The organism is Bradyrhizobium sp. LTSPM299 (assembly GCF_000938235.1).
In the GTDB taxonomy this organism is placed as follows: Bacteria; Pseudomonadota; Alphaproteobacteria; order Rhizobiales; family Xanthobacteraceae; genus Bradyrhizobium.
The window spans coordinates 66694-85493 of the sequence record NZ_JYMU01000006.1 but is presented as its reverse complement, the minus strand read 5'-3'; the positions used below and the strand labels follow the sequence as shown (position 1 = coordinate 85493).

22 protein-coding genes, 1 tRNA gene and 1 riboswitch are annotated in these 18800 nt (G+C 61.9%); of the genes, 16 read left to right on the top strand and 7 right to left on the bottom strand.

The features are described 5' to 3' along the window. Nucleotides 1-29: 29 nt before the first annotated feature. The 4 genes from UP10_RS01435 (at nt 30) to UP10_RS01420 (ending at nt 5988) form a co-directional block, all read left to right on the top strand. Nucleotides 30-986, top strand: a complete 957-nt coding sequence (locus UP10_RS01435) for a dihydrodipicolinate synthase family protein (RefSeq protein WP_044585665.1) — start codon at nt 30-32, stop codon at nt 984-986. A gap of 3 nt (nt 987-989) precedes the next feature. After that, nucleotides 990-1811: an NUDIX hydrolase gene (locus UP10_RS01430; RefSeq protein WP_044585664.1), complete on the top strand. Its 822-nt coding sequence runs from the start codon at nt 990-992 to the stop codon at nt 1809-1811. 247 nt (nt 1812-2058) lie between these two features. After that, entirely contained in the window at nt 2059-2964 is a 906-nt protein-coding gene (locus UP10_RS01425; protein WP_044585663.1) for a DMT family transporter, read from the top strand. A gap of 342 nt (nt 2965-3306) precedes the next feature. Then, on the top strand, nt 3307-5988 hold the full coding sequence (locus tag UP10_RS01420; RefSeq protein ID WP_044585662.1) for a PAS domain S-box protein: 2682 nt from the start codon (nt 3307-3309) through the stop codon (nt 5986-5988). Between the two features lie 56 nt (nt 5989-6044). Here UP10_RS01420 and UP10_RS01415 read toward each other — a convergent pair whose 3' ends face one another. Then, nucleotides 6045-6395, bottom strand: a complete 351-nt coding sequence (locus tag UP10_RS01415) for a GrlR family regulatory protein (RefSeq protein ID WP_044586110.1) — start codon at nt 6393-6395, stop codon at nt 6045-6047. 237 nt (nt 6396-6632) lie between these two features. Between UP10_RS01415 and UP10_RS01410 the strand changes: the two genes are divergently transcribed. After that, nucleotides 6633-7073 (top strand): hypothetical protein, encoded by a 441-nt coding sequence (locus UP10_RS01410; protein WP_082076943.1) that lies wholly within the window; start codon nt 6633-6635, stop codon nt 7071-7073. A gap of 93 nt (nt 7074-7166) precedes the next feature. Here UP10_RS01410 and UP10_RS01405 read toward each other — a convergent pair whose 3' ends face one another. Beyond that, a complete protein-coding gene (locus UP10_RS01405; protein ID WP_044585661.1) occupies nt 7167-7550 on the bottom strand; it encodes a VOC family protein in 384 nt (127 codons plus the stop codon). Between the two features lie 359 nt (nt 7551-7909). On the opposite strand from UP10_RS01405, the gene UP10_RS01400 reads away from it, so the two are divergent. Both UP10_RS01400 and UP10_RS01395 read left to right on the top strand, forming a co-directional pair. Then, nucleotides 7910-8440, top strand: coding sequence for a hypothetical protein (locus UP10_RS01400; protein ID WP_156179607.1), 531 nt, complete (start codon nt 7910-7912; stop codon nt 8438-8440). Between the two features lie 215 nt (nt 8441-8655). Further along, a complete protein-coding gene (locus UP10_RS01395; protein WP_044585659.1) occupies nt 8656-9213 on the top strand; it encodes a hypothetical protein in 558 nt (185 codons plus the stop codon). A gap of 113 nt (nt 9214-9326) precedes the next feature. Here the strand turns inward: UP10_RS01395 and UP10_RS01390 are convergent, their stop codons facing one another. Beyond that, complete coding sequence (locus UP10_RS01390; protein ID WP_044585658.1) at nt 9327-9731, bottom strand: hypothetical protein; 405 nt, start codon at nt 9729-9731, stop codon at nt 9327-9329. A 204-nt stretch (nt 9732-9935) separates the two neighbouring features. Next, nucleotides 9936-10014, top strand: a riboswitch (ZMP/ZTP riboswitch). 18 nt (nt 10015-10032) lie between these two features. Here UP10_RS01390 and UP10_RS01385 point away from each other — a divergent pair. The 6 genes from UP10_RS01385 to UP10_RS01360 all read left to right on the top strand — a co-directional run bounded on the left by UP10_RS01385 (nt 10033) and on the right by UP10_RS01360 (nt 13239). Further along, entirely contained in the window at nt 10033-10896 is an 864-nt protein-coding gene (locus UP10_RS01385; protein WP_044585657.1) for a bifunctional 5,10-methylenetetrahydrofolate dehydrogenase/5,10-methenyltetrahydrofolate cyclohydrolase, read from the top strand. Nucleotides 10897-11080: 184 nt separating this feature from the next. Next, nucleotides 11081-11374, top strand: coding sequence for a hypothetical protein (locus UP10_RS01380; RefSeq protein WP_044585656.1), 294 nt, complete (start codon nt 11081-11083; stop codon nt 11372-11374). A gap of 210 nt (nt 11375-11584) precedes the next feature. Next, entirely contained in the window at nt 11585-11959 is a 375-nt protein-coding gene (locus UP10_RS01375; protein WP_044585655.1) for a hypothetical protein, read from the top strand. A gap of 143 nt (nt 11960-12102) precedes the next feature. Next, a complete protein-coding gene (locus UP10_RS01370) occupies nt 12103-12435 on the top strand; it encodes a hypothetical protein (protein WP_044585654.1) in 333 nt (110 codons plus the stop codon). A 3-nt stretch (nt 12436-12438) separates the two neighbouring features. After that, complete coding sequence (locus UP10_RS01365) at nt 12439-12684, top strand: hypothetical protein (RefSeq protein WP_044585653.1); 246 nt, start codon at nt 12439-12441, stop codon at nt 12682-12684. Between the two features lie 351 nt (nt 12685-13035). Next, nucleotides 13036-13239 (top strand): cold-shock protein, encoded by a 204-nt coding sequence (locus UP10_RS01360; RefSeq protein WP_044585652.1) that lies wholly within the window; start codon nt 13036-13038, stop codon nt 13237-13239. 314 nt (nt 13240-13553) lie between these two features. On the opposite strand, the gene UP10_RS01355 is transcribed toward UP10_RS01360, so the two are convergent. Further along, nucleotides 13554-13630 (bottom strand) — tRNA-Arg (locus UP10_RS01355). Between the two features lie 151 nt (nt 13631-13781). Then, complete coding sequence (gene ku / locus UP10_RS01350; RefSeq protein WP_044585651.1) at nt 13782-14696, bottom strand: non-homologous end joining protein Ku; 915 nt, start codon at nt 14694-14696, stop codon at nt 13782-13784. 875 nt (nt 14697-15571) lie between these two features. Between ku and UP10_RS46465 the strand changes: the two genes are divergently transcribed. The 3 genes from UP10_RS46465 (at nt 15572) to UP10_RS01335 (ending at nt 17033) form a co-directional block, all read left to right on the top strand. After that, complete coding sequence (locus UP10_RS46465; RefSeq protein ID WP_044585650.1) at nt 15572-15814, top strand: hypothetical protein; 243 nt, start codon at nt 15572-15574, stop codon at nt 15812-15814. Nucleotides 15815-16328: 514 nt separating this feature from the next. Then, nucleotides 16329-16559, top strand: coding sequence for a hypothetical protein (locus tag UP10_RS01340; RefSeq protein WP_044586108.1), 231 nt, complete (start codon nt 16329-16331; stop codon nt 16557-16559). A 261-nt stretch (nt 16560-16820) separates the two neighbouring features. Beyond that, on the top strand, nt 16821-17033 hold the full coding sequence (locus UP10_RS01335; RefSeq protein WP_044585649.1) for a hypothetical protein: 213 nt from the start codon (nt 16821-16823) through the stop codon (nt 17031-17033). Between the two features lie 198 nt (nt 17034-17231). On the opposite strand, the gene UP10_RS01330 is transcribed toward UP10_RS01335, so the two are convergent. Both UP10_RS01330 and UP10_RS01325 read right to left on the bottom strand, forming a co-directional pair. Continuing rightward, complete coding sequence (locus tag UP10_RS01330) at nt 17232-17948, bottom strand: DUF6602 domain-containing protein (protein ID WP_044585648.1); 717 nt, start codon at nt 17946-17948, stop codon at nt 17232-17234. After that, complete coding sequence (locus tag UP10_RS01325; RefSeq protein ID WP_044586107.1) at nt 17945-18703, bottom strand: nucleotidyltransferase family protein; 759 nt, start codon at nt 18701-18703, stop codon at nt 17945-17947. The genes UP10_RS01330 and UP10_RS01325 overlap by 4 nt, the downstream gene beginning before the upstream one ends. Between the last annotated feature and the right edge of the window lie 97 nt (nt 18704-18800).

The following is an 18800-nucleotide window of genomic DNA, read 5'->3' as shown; positions in this document are numbered from 1 at the left end:
CGGAATGACGATCAAAAATTGAGGCATACATGACAAAACTCACCGCCGAGGCCGCAGGCACCTTCGCCATCGCGCCGACCCCGTTTCATGACGACGGCCGCATCGACGAGGCCTCGATCGACCGGCTGACCGATTTCTACGCCGACGTCGGCTGCGATGGCGTTACCGTGCTCGGCATCCTCGGCGAGGCGCCGAAGCTCGACGCCGCCGAGGCCGAGCAGGTCGCGGTGCGCTTCGTCAAGCGTGCGAAAAACATGCAGATCATCGTCGGCGTCTCGGCGCCGGGATTTGCCACCATGCGCTCGCTGGCGCAGAAATCGATGGATGCAGGCGCCGCCGGCGTCATGATCGCGCCGCCGCCGAACCTGCGCACCGACGACCAGATCGTCACCTACTTCAAGCAGGCGCAGGAAGCCATCGGCACCGATATTCCCTGGGTGCTGCAGGATTATCCCCTGACCTTGACCGTGGTGTTCACGCCGGCCGTGATCCGCAAGATCGTGATGGATTCGCCGTCCTGCGTGATGCTCAAGCACGAGGATTGGCCGGGACTGGAGAAGCTCTCGACCTTGCGCAATTTCCAGAAGGACGGCTCGCTGCGGCCGCTGTCGATCCTGGTCGGCAATGGTGGCATGTTCCTCGACTTCGAGATGGAGCGCGGCGCCGACGGCGCGATGACCGGTTATGCCTTCCCCGAACTCCTGATCGACGTGGTCAATCTCTCCAAGGCCGGCAAGCGCGATGCCGCGCACGATCTGTTCGACGCCCATCTGCCGATGATGCGCTACGAACAGCAGCCGGGCGTCGGCCTCACGGTGCGCAAATATGTGCTGCAGAAGCGCGGCATCATCTCGTCCAGCGCGCAGCGCAAGCCCGGCGCCGTCATCACGCCGCAGGCGAGGGCGGAGGTCGATTATTTGCTGTCGCGCGTGGCGCGCGTCGACCGCCGCGCCAATCTGCAACCGCAATCCAGCGCAGCAGGCTAGCGCATGACCGACATCGTCGCCCCACGTCTCGCGTCGACCGTATTGCTCTTGCGCGACAGCAAGAGCCGCGTCGGCGACAGCAAGGCTGCGAACGAGATCGAGATCTTCATGATGGTCCGCCATCACCAGATCGAGTTCAATTCGGGCGCGCTGGTGTTTCCGGGCGGCAGCGTCGACAAAAATGACAAGGAGATCGCGGCCAACCCCGCGCTCTATTCGGGCGGGGACGGGCTCGACGCCGATGCGCTCGGCTTTCGGATCGCTGCGATCCGCGAAACCTTTGAAGAAAGCGGCATCCTGCTGGCGCGGCCGAAAGGATCGAATGACCTGGTCGATGCCAAACGCGCGAGCGAGATTGCGACCGCGCATCGCGCCGACCTGAACGAGGGCAAGATCACCTTCCTGAAGGTGTTGACCGACAACGGCATGCTGCTCGCGCTCGACGATCTCGTGCCCTATGCGCACTGGATCACGCCGGAAGGCATGCCAAAACGCTTCGACACCTGGTTCTTCCTCGCGGCAGCACCGCCGGAGCAGCTCGGCGCCCATGACGGCAAGGAGTCGACGGATTCGATCTGGGTGTCGGCGCGCGAGGCGCTGGCGGGCGGCGAGACCGGCCGCTTCAAGCTGCCGTTCCCGACCACACGCAATCTGATCAGGCTCGGCAAGCAGGGCAGCGTCGAGGCCGCGCTTGCCGACAGCCGTGGCAAGTCGATCGTCACGGTCATGCCCGTCATGACCAAGACCGCCACCGGCCGCCAGCTCCGGATTCCCAAGGAAGCCGGCTATGACGGCGAGGTCTTCGACGTCGGCGCGGTGGGGTAACCCAGCGGCGAAACATATTCGATGTCGTCCGGGCGAAGGCCGGGACCCATAACCACCGATGCCAATTGTTGCGCGACGCTGGGGCCACAGCGCAGTTCAACAACTCAACCCTGTGGTTATGGGTCCCGGCCTTCGCCGGGACGACGATAGAAAGAGAAGCGCTCCTTCCACACTTCGGTCCATACCGAAATATCGTCGTCCTCCAGCGGGGTAGAGTCTGTCCTGATCAACGGACGGAACCTTTGCCATGACCACCTCGCGCCCGCCCAACATGGCCTTCGAGATGGCGCTGCTGCTGGCGCTCGCCACGCTCTGGGGTGGGTCCTACACCTTCATCAAGCTTGGGGTCGCGACCATTCCGCCGATCACGCTGATCGCGGCGCGCACCGCGATCGCAGGCGCCCTGCTGCTGGTCATCATGCGCTGGCGCGGCGTGGCGATGCCGGCGGATCTTCCGACTTGGCGCCGCTTCGTCTTCCAGGCCTGCCTCAACAGCGTGATCCCGTGGACGCTGATTGCCTGGGGCGAGCGGATGGTCGACGCCGGGCTGACCACGATCCTCAATTCGGCCTCGCCGATCTTCACCTTCCTGTTCACGGTCGCGATCACCCGCCATGAGGCCGCAAGCCCGAGAAAGCTGTTCGGCGTGGTCGCCGGCATGGCCGGCATCTGCCTGATCGTCGGGGTCGACGCGTTCCGCGACCTCGGCACCGGGATCGTGGCCGAGGTCGCGATCGTCGTCGCCACCATCAGCTACGCCTGCGCCGCGATCTTCAGCCGGGGGTTCAAGGACCTCGACCCGATGGCGCCGGCGGCGGGCTCGCTGATCGCAGGCGCCGTGATCCTGATTCCGGTTAGCCTTGTCGTCGACCAGCCCTGGACGCTGTCGCCGTCGACCAGTTCGCTGCTGGCGCTGTTGGCGCTCGCCGTGTTCTCGACCGCAATCGCCTTCGTGATCTATTTCCGCCTGATCCAGACCCTCGGCTCGGTCGGGACCACGGCGCAGGCCTACCTGCGGGTGCCGATCGGGGTCGCGCTCAGCGTCGTCTTCCTCGGCGAAGGGCTGAGCCCAACGGCATGGATCGGGCTCGCCTGTGTCGTGGTCGGGGTCGCAGCGATGACCATCCCGGCGCGAAAGGCCGCCACGGCCTGAAACCGGCAACGGTTGTGGCCCCCGGAGCTTGCACGATTTCGGAATAATGGAATAATGCCACTGATTTGCCCGACGTGTCAAGTTGTCGTGTCGAAAGCCGGCGGCCCACCGGCTACTTTGCATGGGGTTGTTTTCGATATTTTAGCAGTGCACCCCTGCGATAGCCCTGCGGCGGCCGGGGCCGGCGCGGCCGCGCAAGTCCCGGATTGAGGCGATCCGCGTCATCAGCGTGACGCAAATCACCCTCGGTCGCGCCGATGCCCTGTTGGTGAGCGTCAGCCTGTTCCCCACAGCCCGTAATTTCCCCTATATTGCGGCCGACTGGACCCCGGCCTCGATGACATGACCGCTGAATTGCCGCCGAATTCGCAACCGCCGCGCGCATTTTCCCTCTCGATCGGACAGCTCACGTTCGGCAGCTTCCTGTTGGTGCTGGCCGTGATCATCATCACATCGACCGCGAGCGTGTTCGCGATCCGCCACATCGACGCGACCTTTGCCGAGCTGCAGCGGCTGCAAAGCGTCGGCGACATCGCCGAGGATATCGACCGCCGCATGAACGAGCTGCGGCTGGCGGCGCGGGATTTCGTCACCGAGCCCGGCAGCCAGTCGGCCCAGGTCGCGGAAGCTGCGCAATCGCTGAGCGACATCCTGAAGAAGACCCGCATCGTGCTGGCGCCCGAGCAGCAGGAGATGATCGACGGCGTCACCCAGCGGCTTGCGACCTATCGCGGCGGCATCGATCGCATCTCGACACTGCTCAGCCGCCGCGCCGAACTGGTCGCCGGAGTGCCGCCGCTGCGCGATGCCTTCGACCAGGCGATTGCATCGATCGCCGATCCGGGTCTGGCGACGACGCTGCTGGAAGCGCAAAGCCGCATCGCCACGGCGCTGCTCGCCCACAATACGTCTGCGGCCGAGCAGGCCGCGCAGAGCATGCGGGTGATGGCCATTTCCGACGCTGCCTTGCGGAGCGCGGTCGACAATTACGCCGAGGCGATCATCGCGATCTCGGTGCGGGAAGGGCAGATCGCCGATATCGACAAGGAAGTGCTCGGTGAGGAAGGCCGGCTGATCCAGCGCGTCACCGAGCTCTTGCGCGAACTCAGCACAAGGCGTGGCCACGTGCTGTCGCGGGATTTCGCGCGCACATTGGCCGAGGCAAAGTGGCAGAGCATCGTGCTCGGCACGGCCGGCGTCCTGATCGGGCTGTTCGCCGCGGCGCTGGTGGTGCGCCGCACTGTGCGGCCGCTCGCCAAGATTGCGCGCTCGATCCGCAGGGTCTCAGGCGGCGAGAAGGACGCGTTCATCCCGGGCGCCGATCTCGACAACGAGATCGGCGACATCGCGCGCGCCGCCGAAGTGTTCCGCCAGGCCCTCGTCGATGCGGATAGCGCGCGCGAGGCGGCGCTGCGTGCGCTTGCCGAGCAGCGGCTCGCCGAGGAGAGCTACCGCAAGCTGTTCGAGGCCTCTGTCGAAGGCATCTATGTGACGACGCCGGGCGGCGCTTTGCTCAATGCCAACCCGGCGCTGGCGCGGATGATGGGTTATGCCACCCCGCAGGATCTGATGAACGGCATCGCCGACATCGCTTCCGCCGTCTATGTCGATCCGGCGGCGCGGACGCAGTACCAGCAACTGATGCAGCGCGACGGCGTTGTGCGCGACTACGAGTACCAGGTGCGCTCGCGCGACGGCTCCGTGCTCTGGCTGTCGGACTCCGCCACCGTCGTGCGCAACGACGAAGGCGAAGTGATCCGCTACGAGGGCACGGTGCGCGATATCACCGACCAGAAGCGTGCCGAAGACGCGATCGCCGAAGGCCGCCGCCTGCTGCAGATGGTGATCGACACCGTGCCCGCCGTCATCAACGTCAAGGACCGCGATCTGCGTTATGTGATGATGAACCGCTACATGGCCGGCATCTTCGGCGTCGAGCCCCAGGACGCCACCGGCCAGACCACCGCCGATCTGATGTCGCGCTACGGCGCGGCCAAGACCGATGAAAACGACAAGCGCGTGCTGTCGGCGCGGCGCGAACTCGGCTTCTACGAGGAGGAGTACAAGGATTCCGCCGGCAACATGCGGCAATGGCTGGTCAACAAATTGCCGATCCTCGGCCCGCAGGGCGAGATCGAGAACATCGTCACGGTCGCGCTCGACATCGGCGAGCGCAAGCGCTCCGAACAGGAGATGCGCAAGGCAAAGGATTCCGCCGAAGCCGCGCTGCGCAATCTGCGCGAGACCCAGAACTCGCTGATCGAGGCCGAGAAGCTTGCAGCCCTCGGGCGGCTGGTGGCCGGCGTCGCGCATGAGGTCAACAACCCGGTCGGCATCAGCCTGACGGTGGCCTCGGCGCTCGAACGCAAGACCGCGATCTTCGGAGGCCAGGTCGAGCGCGGCGATCTGCGCCGCTCCACCCTCAATGACTTCCTGGAAACAGTCCGGGATGCGTCCTCGCAGCTGGTCGCCAATCTCAACCGCGCCGCCGAGCTGATCCAGTCGTTCAAGCAGGTGGCCGCCGACCGCAACTATTCGGACCAGCGCAGTTTCGACCTCGGCGATCTCACCGAGCAGGTGGTGATGAGCCTCCGGCCTGGCCTGCGTAAGCACAATTTGACGCTCAACGTCGATTGCGAGCCGAACCTGGTGATGAACTCCTATCCTGGGCCCTATGGCCAGGTGCTGACCAATCTGTTCCTCAACGCGGTCGCACACGCATTTCCGGACGGCAAGGCCGGCGAGGTCGACATCCAGGTGCGCGCGTCGGGCAATGACAATGTCGAGGTGATCTTCGCCGACAATGGCTGCGGCATGAGCCTCGACGTGCGGCGCCGCGCCTTCGATCCGTTCTTCACGACACGGCGCGACCAGGGCGGCACCGGGCTCGGCCTGCACATCGTCTACAGCATCGTCACCACGCGCCTCGGCGGCCGGCTCGCGCTCGAGTCTGCGCCGGGCACCGGCACGCGCATCCAGATCGTGCTGCCCCGCGTCGCACCGCTGGAGCAGGCGGCGGAGTAGGCGGGCACGACGAGCGGAGAACAAGTCCAGCCGTCATTGCGAGCGGAGCGAAATCGCTAGTTGATATCGGCGAGCTTGTGCAGCGTAGCGCCGAAGATCAGGCTGGCTTTGCCGACCAGCGCGGTTCCGTTCATGGTGCCGCGGGTGTCGGTGAAGGTGCCGGTGACGCCGATGCCGACCGGAGCGGGTCCGCCGAACAGCGGATTCTGCGTTTCGCGCGGCGTGGTGTGGCGCTGCACGAGCACTTCGCCCTTGAAGGCGTCGCCCTTCACCGTGTAGCTGCCGGTGTAATAGAGATAGGCATCGCCGCCGAAAATCTGGCCATCGCGGAATAGAATCACGCCGCTGCCTTTGCCGACGCGTCCGTCCAGCAGGGTCACGTGAATCGAATATAGCCCGTTCTTCATAGTGTCCCGATCGCCGGCCGCCGCGCCCACGGAAAGCCGGTTGTTTTTTATGCCAAAGCGCGCACGATCGTGCAACGCGGCAGGTTGATTCCGGGGCGCGCGCAGTTGGGTGGACCCTCGGTTCCTGCCAGCCTGTGTGACGGCGCAATGACAGCGGACCATGCCCGCGAATCATTATGGCCCGCGAAATGCATAGCTCTGGTTGCACTGGCCGGTGAGTGCTGGAGCAAGAGACATATGGCAGACTGGATTGATTCCGGCGGCCGTTTGGCACGCCATCGTAATGACAATGGAACTTCAGCTTGGCGTCGTATCGGTCGTGTGACGGCGCTATTGAAGCTCGGCCTGATAGTGTTGGTGTCAGTGGCAGCCGTGCAGTTCGCACAGGCGCGTGATCCCGATGGCCGCTACGCCAATTCGCCGCTCAAGCAATGGTTCGATGGTTTGCGCAGCGGCAAGGGCCCGTGCTGCTCGGATGCCGACGGCAGCGCGGTCAGCGACGTCGACTGGGAATCCAAGGACGGGCACTACCGTGTCCGTCTCGATGGCCAGTGGATCGACGTGCCCGAGGAGGCCGTGATCACCGAGCCGAACCGGGCCGGTCGCACCATGGTGTGGCCGATCCGCGGCTACATGGGCGTGACGATCCGCTGCTTCATGCCGGGTAGCATGACGTAGCGGCGCACGATCACGTTCCGCGTCATCGACGCGCAACGGCAACGCCGTTGCGCGGGGATGACGGTGACGCGCGCGCCGACTTGCTGGTCGCGCTCACGCGTATTTCTTGTCGCGCTCCAGGAGCTCGATCGAGATGCCCTGCGGGCCGCGGATGAAGCAGATGCGCACGCCGGGGCGGATGGTGGTCGGCTCCTTGGTGAACGCGACGCCCTTGGCCTTGATCTCGGCGGCGACCGCGTCGATGTCCTTGACCGTCAGCCCGAAATGATCGAGCCCCTGATAGGGCGTCAGCGGGGCTGCGTTGACGCCGTCACCGGCAGTCACTTCCGCGATAAATACTTTGGCGCCGCCGAGCTGGATATCGATGCGGCCGGGGCCGCGGATGATCTCGGCGCCGAGGACGTCGCGGAGCCAGGTGGCCGTTGCCTCGGGATCGGGACTGCGCAGGTGGACGTGGTCCCAGGTCACGGTCGGCATCGCGATCTCCTTGGTTATTCATGCCGCGCGGTGAGCGCGACGGAAGCGGGCGCAAATCTAGCGGCCAGTCGGACGCAATTCCATCCCCGCGTGACATCGGCAGCAATATTGAGCCGCAATCTCGCCGTGCCGGAATGAAACCAATTTGGCTCTCGGCGATTGTCCCGACAGTGGCGCCCCGTACAGCGGTCATCGTCGCTGGAAGCCTTACGGTGCGGCGCCCGTATGGCTTTTTTCATGAGCGGCAGCGGCCGCCGGGTGAGGGAACGGCAATGCGAATCGGCTGGGCGTCGTTTCGTGGCCTTGTAGGTCCAGGTTTTGGACATCTTGGTACCGCCGGCCTCGGCATGAGCCTGGTTGTGCCGCTGATCGCCGTTGCAGGTATCGCGGCATGGCTGATGCTCCCCGATCCGAGCGATGCCGATGATCTGGATGACGCGCCAGCGTCCTCTGCGATCATCCTCGCGGCACAGAACGCCTCGATACAGAATCCATTGGCCGAAGCTCGGCCGGGCCAAGCCGCTACTGCAACCGTACCCGCAGTTGAGCCCGCCGCGGCCGGGGTCGCCAGTGAGCCGGAGGCCAAGCCGGAGAAATCGCCGCTCGATGGCTTGCGGATCGCATCGCAATCATGGCGCCGGGGCGGGCTTGGCTCGAAGGCGCTGGTCACTCTGACGCTGCGCAACGCCAACGACTTCGCGGTGAAGGATATCGAGATTGCCTGCGCCTTCATCCGCCGCGACGGCAGCCCCCTGACCGAGCGCAAGCGCCTGATCAGCGACACCATCGCCATGAAGAGCCGCAAGACCTATCCGCGGATGTTGATCGGATTCGTAAATATTAATGCAATTAAAGCGAAATGTTCCGTGGTGACCGCGAGCCGCCTCTAAACCCTGCATCTCGAAAAAGTGACTGCCGGGGGTGAACCATAAACGGCCGCAAGGAACTAACTGATACATCGCCAGTTAGACCATGACCCGGCAGCGCGGATGAGGGCTCCCCGGGTGATCATGCGCAAACGAACACAACGTTGGCGCACGGTGGCGTTTGCCGCTGTGCTCCAGGCGAGTTGAACCGCGCCCGTTGCGCGGGGGGAGCTACCGAAATGCCAGTCGCGCGTTATTTCCTGTTCGTCGGCGGAGTTCTGCTCGCGCTGCTGTTCGTGATCAACGCCATTGTCCCGCAGGAGACCGTGGTCGCCGCCGTCACCAACCCGTCGGCCCCAAGCTTCGACAGGAGCACGGTCCGCATCAGGTCGACCCAGAAATTGCCGGAGCGGGTGGTGTATGACACCAGCCTGCCAACCGTGGTTCCGCCGCAGGTTAACGTTGTCGCCGCAGCTGCTCCCGCGGCCGCGCGGGAGACGTCGGCTCAGGCGCGCGTCCGCGACACCTTCGCCCAGTTCATTCCTGCGGAAGCCAAAAACGACGTGAAGACCGATGCTCGCGGCAAGCCGGCTGTGGCGGAGGCGAAGCCGCTCGAGCAGCAGGCGCAGCTCCAGCCGGTACAGGCACCGAAGAAGCGCAAGGTCGCCAAGACCCACACCAACCCGCCGACGCAGTTGCAGCCGACGCGCTTGGCGCAGCCTGGCCCCTTCCAGCCGTTCCGCGTCGCCCAGCAGCAGCCGCGCTCCGGGCTGTTCAGCGGCTTCGGCACCTGGTAGCCGGATTGACCAGCCTGCAATTGACCGGGCGGCGGCACCGTCGGTCATGATCGCATCGTCAAGCTGACAAGCGAACGTCCGGATCGCCGCCGCATCAGCGACGGCGATTGTGGTTAACGCGGCAGCCGCGGGATCTTGTCGGCAAAGCCGTTGTAGCAGGTCAGCCGCTCGTCCTCTTCCTTCAGGAAATGGCAGTCGCTCACACCCTTCGCCGCCGGAGGCTTCGGCTTCGGCTGCGGCTTGAAGATCGCGTCGTAGCAGATCAGCCGGTCCTTGGTCGCATCGTCGATGTCCTGACACTCCTGCAGCCGGAGCGCGATCGATTGCGGCTTGCCCGGCGCGGCTGATTTCTCGCCCTTCTTGGCGGCGGGCTTCTTGCCGACCTGGACCAGCGGCTTGTCGCCGACCATCGGCGGTGGCGAGGCGGCTGGCTGGGCGGTGGCGGCAGGCGGGGTAGCCCCTTGGGCAAGCGCAGCGGCCGGGTACAGGAGCGCGAGCGCGAGGATGATCTGTCTCATGTCGAAATGTCCGAAATGGCGTGATGACCGGGAGGAGGGCGCCGGGGATCGGAAAAGCCCGGCCGGCGCCGTGACTTATCGCAACTTATTGGTAAATCCTACCCCAGAGTTTGACGGTATTATGTAACCGTGACGAGTTAGCCGATTGCGGCCCTTAGGGCCGATGCGGTGATTTCCCATTGTCCGGCCGGGCCGCTATGAAAGCGCCATCTGCGCGACTGGCGCTTGGATGGGATACCATCGGGGAGCGCAGAGACTGACGCCGCGCGCCTGGGCATCGCTTCGACATCGGAGGTGCCATATGACGGCGATCATTCTGGATGGGCACGTACACGCCCAGATTCTCATCGACAATATCGCAGACGAACTGGATCGGATGCCCCGGGCGCCGGGGCTTGCCGTGGTGCTGGTCGGCGACGACCCGGCCAGCCACATCTATGTGCAGAGCAAGATCAGGATGGCCGAGCGGCTCGGCTTGCGCGGCGAGGTCGAATTGCTGCCGCACGATGCCGGCGAGGGCGAGTTGCTCGCGCTGATCGAGAGGCTCAACGCGCGCGACGATGTCGACGGCATCCTCGTGCAATTGCCGCTGCCGGCACATATCGACGCGTTGCGCGTGATGGCCGCGGTCGATCCGTCCAAGGACGTCGACGGTCTGCATGCGCTGAACGCCGGTCGCCTGTTCCACGGTGACGACGCGCTGGTGTCGTGCACGCCGCTCGGCTGTCTCCGGCTGATCAAGTCGATCCGGCCGGATCTCACCGGCGCTCATGCCGTCGTGATCGGAAGCTCCAACATCGTCGGCAAGCCGATGGCAGCACTGCTCCTCAAGGAGCAGGCGACCGTGACGCAGACCCACATCCACACCCGCGGCATCAGCGGCATCTGCCGTCAGGCCGACATCCTCGTCAGCGCGGTGGGCAAGGCCGGGCTGGTGCGTGGCGACTGGATCAAGCCGCAGGCGATCGTCATCGATGTCGGCACCACCCGCGTCAAGACGCCTGACGGTGGCTACGCGGTGCGTGGCGATGTCAGCTTCGATGAGGCGGTTCTGGTGGCCGGCGCTATCACGCCGGTGCCGCGTGGCGTCGGTCCGATGACGATCGCCTGCCTGATGGAGAACACGCTGAAGGCGGCGAAGGCGCGAGCCGCGCGGCTGCATTAGCTAGTCGAACTTGACGACCGACGCCACCGCGCGCCGCAGCGGAACCTGCATCGCGCGGTCAAACTGCGTGCGACGCGGGGAACGTTTCGCTGCGGCATCGGTTCGGGAGTCCGAGGCCCCCTGAGGAAACGGGCGAAGCGGGGAGGAGACCAGCCAAGGCCGGAACCCAAAACAGGAGCAGCTGATGAAGCTAAATTCCGAACAGGTGAAACGGACGATGATGCAAATGGAGGCCGAAGTGCTTCCCGAGGATCATCCCGCCGTCGCTCGATTGAACAGCGTCTTCGGAGACCACACTTTTTTTGTCGACAGAAGCGGTCTCAAGGTGCTCGAGCCCGCCGAAACGCGCGACATCGAGGGAGAGGCCGGCGAGGTCGTGAGTCTCGCCGCGTGGAGCGACGCGACGTTGACGAGTCTGCAGCCGCACGAGCCGGAACCGACCGGCGTGATCGTGGTGCTTGACCCAACCAAGCACTGATCGGTTCTCTTAGGACAGAACGGTGCCGTGGCCGGCCCCTTGCGGGGCCGGTGGCGGGCCGATTCCTTTTGATGCGTCGCCCGTCGCAGCCGCTGCATCGCCGACAGTCCCCTTTGCCACATCAAGAGGTGCCGAAAGTCACATGGCAAATCAGCTTCGCCTGCGTATGCATCGGGTCCAGGTGGAGCGCATCCTGGCGATGAGGGGCAAATGGGGACCGTGCGGCGCTGGACCTTTGACGAAGATGAGAAGCTCAGGGACCTCGCGAGAGCCGGCAGGAATGCCCTCGAGATCAGCAACGAGCTGACCCGCAGCGCCTCGGCGGTGCGGCGGCGCGCCGAAGTTCTGTCGGTCCTCATCGTTGCGAAAGCCTATCGGGCGCGCCCGTCGCACGTCGCCACCCATCTCGAACGGGTGGCGATCGACGCGATCACGAACGGCCGCCGGTTTCCGGCCGGCGTAGGCCCGAGCACCATCGCCGGAATGATCGATAAGGGCTGGATCGTTCCCGAGGGCGGACGGACCTATCGTGTCGCCGACGCCGGCGTGGAAGCGGTGCGCCGCAAGATCCCGAGCAGTTCGTAAGCGGACGAAGACAGCCTCGCAATTCTCCTTCATCTCCGCGGCTGCATGGATGATTTGTAATCGTCCGTCCGGGCTCGCGCCCGAACGCGATTCAAACAGGCTTCGACCAATTGGCAGGCGACCCATCCATCCGGAGATGTCACATGCCGATCAAATCCAGCATCGCCACCTCAGCCCTGGTGGCACTCGCACTGACTGTCGCAGCCGTCACAACCCAACCGGCCGCCGCCGGAGAACTTCATATCGACGGCGGCATGATCGACGGAATCCTGAACAACGCCCTGGCCGCCAACCGCAGCTACTACGGCACCGGCGATCCGCGTTGCCCGCTGGTTCACACCTCCGATTACTACGGCCATTATGTCGGCTGGGTTCACACCTGCATGCTGCCGCCGACCATCTCGCACGGCGTCCTGCAACTCCGCTCGCCGCGTTTGATCGTCGGCGATGAAGACCGCCGCGCGGCGCGGTGGTGACGCGTGGACGCATGCAGCGCGACTCGCTATCACCGCGGCAAGCCTGCGGTTTCGCGTGACCGGACCGCCATCTTCTACAATTACTTCTCGCGCCGGCCGCTGCGTCCGTTCCTCTGCGAGCGCTCCGGTCTGTCGCGCGCCCAACTCGCTTCGCTCGCCGTCGGCCTGTCGCCCGAGCAGCGCGCGTGCCTGCTGTGGCGCGACGACCTGCCATGGATCGCCAAGGTGATTCCTCCGGCGCCGCTCTGACGTTGCTTAGAAGGACATGACGGCGCGTCGTTAAAACAAACGCGGCCTTACTGCATTGCAACTCACTACCGAGCGCGACACTTGAGACGGGATGGTGAGCAGCCATCACAGAACGGTGGCGCCGGCCATCAAATTTGCGATCACGAGCATGCGTGCCTTACGAGTCCACACCGAGCCCATCATAGCCATCGCTCCATTTTGAACAATGGGGGGGCGCTAGGCCGGGTTTGTTTCGGGTCGGCTTCGTGGTCTGGGAAAATGATTTCGTGGGCCGCCCGGCCGGTTTCTTCTTGCGGTATCGTGCGCTAGCGCTCTAGGCTGCCACCATTACTTGAAAATGGGAGAGCGGACGTGGCGACAGGCACTGTGAAGTGGTTCAATCCAGTCAAGGGATTTGGGTTCATCCAACCCGACAGCGGTGGCAAAGACGTATTCGTGCACATCTCGGCGGTGGAAAAGGCCGGTCTGAGCAGCCTCAATGAGGGTGCCAAGGTGAGCTACGAGGAGAAGGAAAACCGCGGCAAGACGTCCGCGGAGAATCTGAGAGTCGGCTAGGCCCGATTTGGTTCCGCGATTGCGCTCACCGGTTCACGCCGGTGGGTTTTCACTTTGTGGCTCCCCGCCCAGCTTCGAATTGGGGTGCCCGCGGGGTTGAGATCGAGCGCGGAGTTACGGTGCACTCAATTGACAACGAAGGCGCGTGCGGTTGTTGTTGTGCGAGGTGATGTTGCGCGGTGTACCGGGGACGACGATGCGGACGAGGCGGGCTCTGCCTGCGTGATGGGTGCGGAGACGGAGTAGGTCAATTGAGTGCACTGGACTGCACCCCGTAACTCCACAGCCGTGGTCGCCAAATTGTAGCGTTGAAATGGCGCGCTCGGAGAGATTCGAACTCCCGACCCTCGGAATCGAAATCCGATGCTCTATCCAGCTGAGCTACGAGCGCGTAAGTAATTTCAATGGGTTAGCAGAAAGAGCTAAGTTTTTGGCTCTTTTTTGGCTCTCCCGTTGCCGATGCGTTCCGGCACGAAGCGTCAGACCGCCGCAGCTAATTCGCACTTAGCCAGTTCGTTTTCAAGCCGCTTCCAAACGGGTTCCTATCCCGCCTTCCGGCGGCCCGTAGCTTGCTCGGGCTTGGTCGCCTTCTTTGCTGCGGGCTTCTTCCCCTCGATCGGAAGGAGCATTTCCTTCTGGCCGGCAGCGGCCTTGCGGGGCTTCTTGCCTTTGCTCGGCGGCGCCTCGCCGGCAATGCTTTTCTTGAGTGCATCCATGAGATCCACCACGTTCTCACCGCGCGGGCGCGCCTTAGCCGCAATGGTCTTGCCGTTGCGCTTCGCGTTGATGAGTTCCGTCAGTGCCTCTTCGTAGTGGTCTTCGAACTTCTCAGGATCAAAGTCGGCAGCCTTCTGATTGACGATATGCTTCGCCAAATCGAGCATGTCCTTTGTGACTTTCACGTCCTGGATCTCGTCGAAATATTCCTTCTCGTCCCGGACTTCGTAGGGGTATCGCAAGAGCGTGCCCATGAGGCCTTTGTCGAGGGGTTCCAGGCTGATGATGTGCTCGCGATTGGTCAGGACGACGCGGCCAATGGCCACCTTGTCTAGGCTGCGGATGGTCTCGCGGATCACCGCAAATGCGTCGTGTCCGACTTTGCCGTCGGGGACCAGGTAATATGGACGGATGAGATAGCGCGGGTCTATATCGCTCTTCGGGACAAACTCATCGATATCGATGGTCCGGGTGGATTCCAGAGAGATGTTCTCAAGCTCGTCCTTCGACACCTCAATGTAGGTGTCGGTATCGACCTTGTATCCCTTGGTGATGTCCTCGCTAGCAACTTCCTCGCCGGTGTCGGCGTCGACCTTCAGGTACTTGATACGGTGGCCGGTATTCTTATTGATCTGGTTGAAGCTGATCTTCTCGGAATCGGAAGTGGCCGGGTACAAAGCGACCGGACAGGTAACAAGCGAAAGGCGCAAAAAGCCTTTCCAGTTGGCGCGGGGGGCCATTCAAATACTCCAAACGCTACAGAACCTGGATTCAAGACGAACGAGGACCGTTGGTTCCGACAACCGTTTGGGTGTTTTTTTGCTGCCGACCCACCATCATTCCTAGCGGCTTGCCGGTGCTGTCCTAATTCGGACACTCGCAATCGGGAACTAGGACACTCCCAATGTCAGGAGTCAGACCGACACCGCGTCGAACTAGTGTTTAGCTTGATTAGTGACGGGATAGGTGGAGACGCCTGCGTCGTCCAAGTGAAGGACGGCCCCAGCCATTGCGCCAGCCCCCAGTGCTGGGGCCGCCTCTTTGAGCGCACCCGACAACACAACGCCGCCCACTTGAAAAGATTGCAGACGGCGCTGGTCCTAGCCCCGGGAAGGTGATCGTAAAATCCCGTTATGAGTGTGTCAGCACACCCGGCGCAAAGGTTCATGGCCCAAACGGGTTACGGGCCTGTTTGCGAGATCATAAATCCGGGCTGGGGATAGAAGCGGGGATTTACTCCTACGGCGCTACGGGGATGTGGCAGGCAGCGCACCGAAAATCGGTGCCGTATGGCCCCTCATGGACCTCAAACCCGACTGGAATGATGTCGTAGCTATTTCTGAACTGGGCGATCTCGGTCAGCGTGGCTTGCCCAGTTCGACCGCACCTGGGGCACCTAAGATTTTCGGTCCATGTATCGCCCGTCATAAAGGGAGCATCTGCGCTGACCGCGAACCGCGCTGTTCAAAATTGATCACTCCAGTCGAACTATCAGGCCGGTTGCGAATGACCACGCAGGGCAGAATGCGGATATTTGCTGGACAGCTCGCCAGCTGAGGCGGCCTCACTTCTATTCCGGTGCCCTAAGCCCGGGTGATGAAAGCCAGTCATTGACGTGAAAAGCGGTTTCGGCCTGGCGAGCCTTGCGAAGAAGTTCGTCCCGTTCGGATCCGGGCGGCAATTTTTCGGCCTCTGTTCGGAGACGCTTGGCTTCCTGATCGAGACGTTCTGGGAAAGTCAGAATGTGTTTGAAACGACGACGCTGCATGACACACCTCTTGGCTTCCGGGTCCTAACCGTTGGGTTCCAGAGTTCCGATCCTAACTATGCCGAAATCGCCCGGTCTGTTCAATTGTGAACACAATCAAACTAGGCCACTGCATATTTCAAATTAGGCCACCAGGGGTCGAAACAGGCCAGGACCCCAACTGAGGCGGCCTTCGACTTCTGTCAAATTGCGCGCGGCGCTTGGAGGTCTAAGGTGATCGCATGCGTGGGGCGATCATCATAACGGTGGGATTATTGGCGCTGGCGTTCGCTCTGCAGCATAGGCATCAAACGGCTATCATGCCCACGCGGTCGCTTCCCCCGGTGAACGCGCCTGACAAATAGCCCCAGCCAACCGCTCGGTCGCACTGGAAGGTGCGACCGAGCGGTTTCATGGGCAGGCTGCATACCGGGCAAAGGGGCGACATTGGGTCCCAGCCTTACTGCACGAAGGCACCCGTTAGCATCGCCACGCGCCGATGATCGCGATGCCAAGACAGATGCGCGCTCGAACCAAATACGAATCGGGGATAAAAAAGGCTAGCACGGGCTTGCCAGCAAGAACATTTAGTGAACAAATACTGCGAGTAACTCTGAGGCTGGCTATGGGACTGGACCACATCCGAAATGAAATCGAGCGCATGCGTACCCAGGTAGGGCGGCAGCGTGGTGAAATCCGCCAGCTGCAGCGGGCAGGGATACCTACAGTCGCGGCCGAAGCGCTCCTAGAGCGAATGCTCAACAAGATCGATGCGCTTTGTGCGGAGCGGGACAAGTTGAAGCGCGAGCTTCCTGCTCACTCGAAAGGGAAAGTTTTGGGTGGCCGCCAATGGTGAGCGAGCCTCTCAAGTACTTCCAAGACGAAGCCAATCCTCCGCCGTGGATTAAAGTTTTGGCGGAGGTCCGGCACTTAGCGGCCAGGGAAGGGTACCTGCTATCAGCACGTCCAAGCGATTATGGTGGCCATAGATCAGTACGCGGAGAAGGCTTTGGGCAATCGAAACTACTTCTTAAATAGGCCCTACAGTATTGGCGGCCGCAGAGACGATTCGATACCTTAAAGCTCAGATCGCAAGGGCGGTAGGGTAGGGAAGCTTATGAGTAGCGACGAATGGCTGCCTGAAACCGAGCCTCTGCTGAAAGCTCCGGTCGTGAAGTTAGATCGTCGGCCGCTTGCGGAGCGCTCCAGGCTTTGCGATCGAGGCCTCGTGGATTTCCGTCGGGTCTGCGATCGGATGGGCATTCTCGATCGCGCGATGGATACGATCATTCCTGGGAAAGAATATCTGGAGAAGGGACTAGAGAAATAGATGAAACTCGAAAGCCATCATAGGGAAGACCGGCGGAGGCGCTAGACGCCCCCTTTCGTATCCATCAATGTTGAACTCCTCCGGGATATTGGACAATGGACGGTGCTTAGGTTGTGCAGGCCCATGAGCCTCTCCTCACACGCGTTGAAGCAATCGCTGCTTCAAAGAAAAGTAATTCTCGGTGAAATGCACCGTAACTTATTTTTCCAGCCAGCGCGCGTAAGCGCGGATGTCGATCATAGGAACCGTCGCGAATTCTTGAAGACGCGCGATTAACTCCAGCAAAAACGAAGTTGCAGCCTTCTTTTCGGGGACAAGTGAGTAGGATTGCCCGATACGATAGAAAATCCCGTGTGCGGCAATGCAGCCCAAGTCGAGGCTGTTGGCCTGATCGCCTGTTTCCAAAGCCGTTGTGAGCGGCTTGCCAAGAGGTGGGGACCACTCGCTTTCAAAGGTTAGAATGCCGGCAAGAATGGAGTGAGGTGGCTTTGGCTCATAGGTGCCGCCCGCGTGTGGAATTGGAAGACTCGTCCGCTTGAGCTTTCTAACGCTAGCAGCCTTTGCTCTCGCGTAGGCCACGAGTTCTGCATTTATCGTCTGCTTTGCCTCGAAGACCGCATACACACCCTCTGACGGAATGATCATCTGCCCTTCAAATTTAAAGATAAACGGCGTGTAGTGTCGGTCGAAGATGACAACGTCAATCTGCTCACTGAAATTGCCTTCGCTATCCACTACATGAGCTGTCTCGGCGCTATAGCGCTGCGGAAGGTAATTCTTGAAAAGTTCAAGCCAAACGTGCTCGCTGGCATCGCCTTTGGTCGGAGCGTGCGCGAATGATTTGCGAGCGAGGCTTAGGCGCGCTTCAATGTCCTCGTGCAAACCCGATAGAAGTTGGGGAAGAGACCAGCTCATACGACAATCTGATTCCAGCTAGTGGCTGCAATTGCTTTCTGAGCTTCAGCCTTGATCTTGGCGCGGTCCGCCGCCGAGAGGTCGTCTGAGATAATGTTATTCGTATTCGCAGGATCGACAAATCGCGCCGTCGGAAACGTGTCTCGCAGATACTCAAACACGCTAAGAACATTGTGCGAGAGTTCTTTTCCTTTGCCAGATAGTGCGGCAATTACGACCAGCTCCAGATAAAAGGAAGGGAAGTCCAATTTCTTCTGGTCTCTCCATAGCTTTATGATGCGAATTTCGGAAATGCGGTTTCCATTTTGGACTTTGACAATGTGAGTGGTCACGTTCGTCTTGGTCCAGGTGTCCGCCCGTCTCCGGTACAAGCTGTGGTCTTCGCCCTGACCGCCTTGATGTTTGGCGGGCACAAGGTCAACGTCGTAGCCGCCGACGCGTATGTTTATGGAAACGTTTTGCTGCTTTGGCGAGTAGCCCTTACTCTTGAGTGTATCAAAGAGCTTTGTGTAGATATCTTTCAGAGTATCGGTAAGGTCGCTAGAGAGTGAAACAAAGAGATCAATGTCTGTGCCGCTGCTGTTCGCGGAGCCTTTCGCGAACGAGCCACTGGGGTGCACCCCTCGCAATAGCTTACCGGCCCATTCGGTTAGGAGCGGCTGCAAAGTGGTCTGTACGGCCCGAACTGGAGACGTCGCTGATGTGTCAACGGCTTCTCGCGCCAATATATTTCTGAGATATTCGTCGGCAGTCATGGAGATATCCTTCGAGTATGGCTTGATCATACTCCCAAACGATTTAGCGTACTAGTTGTATCAATTAAATTAGTCGCTTCTGACTAAGCCCTGAGAG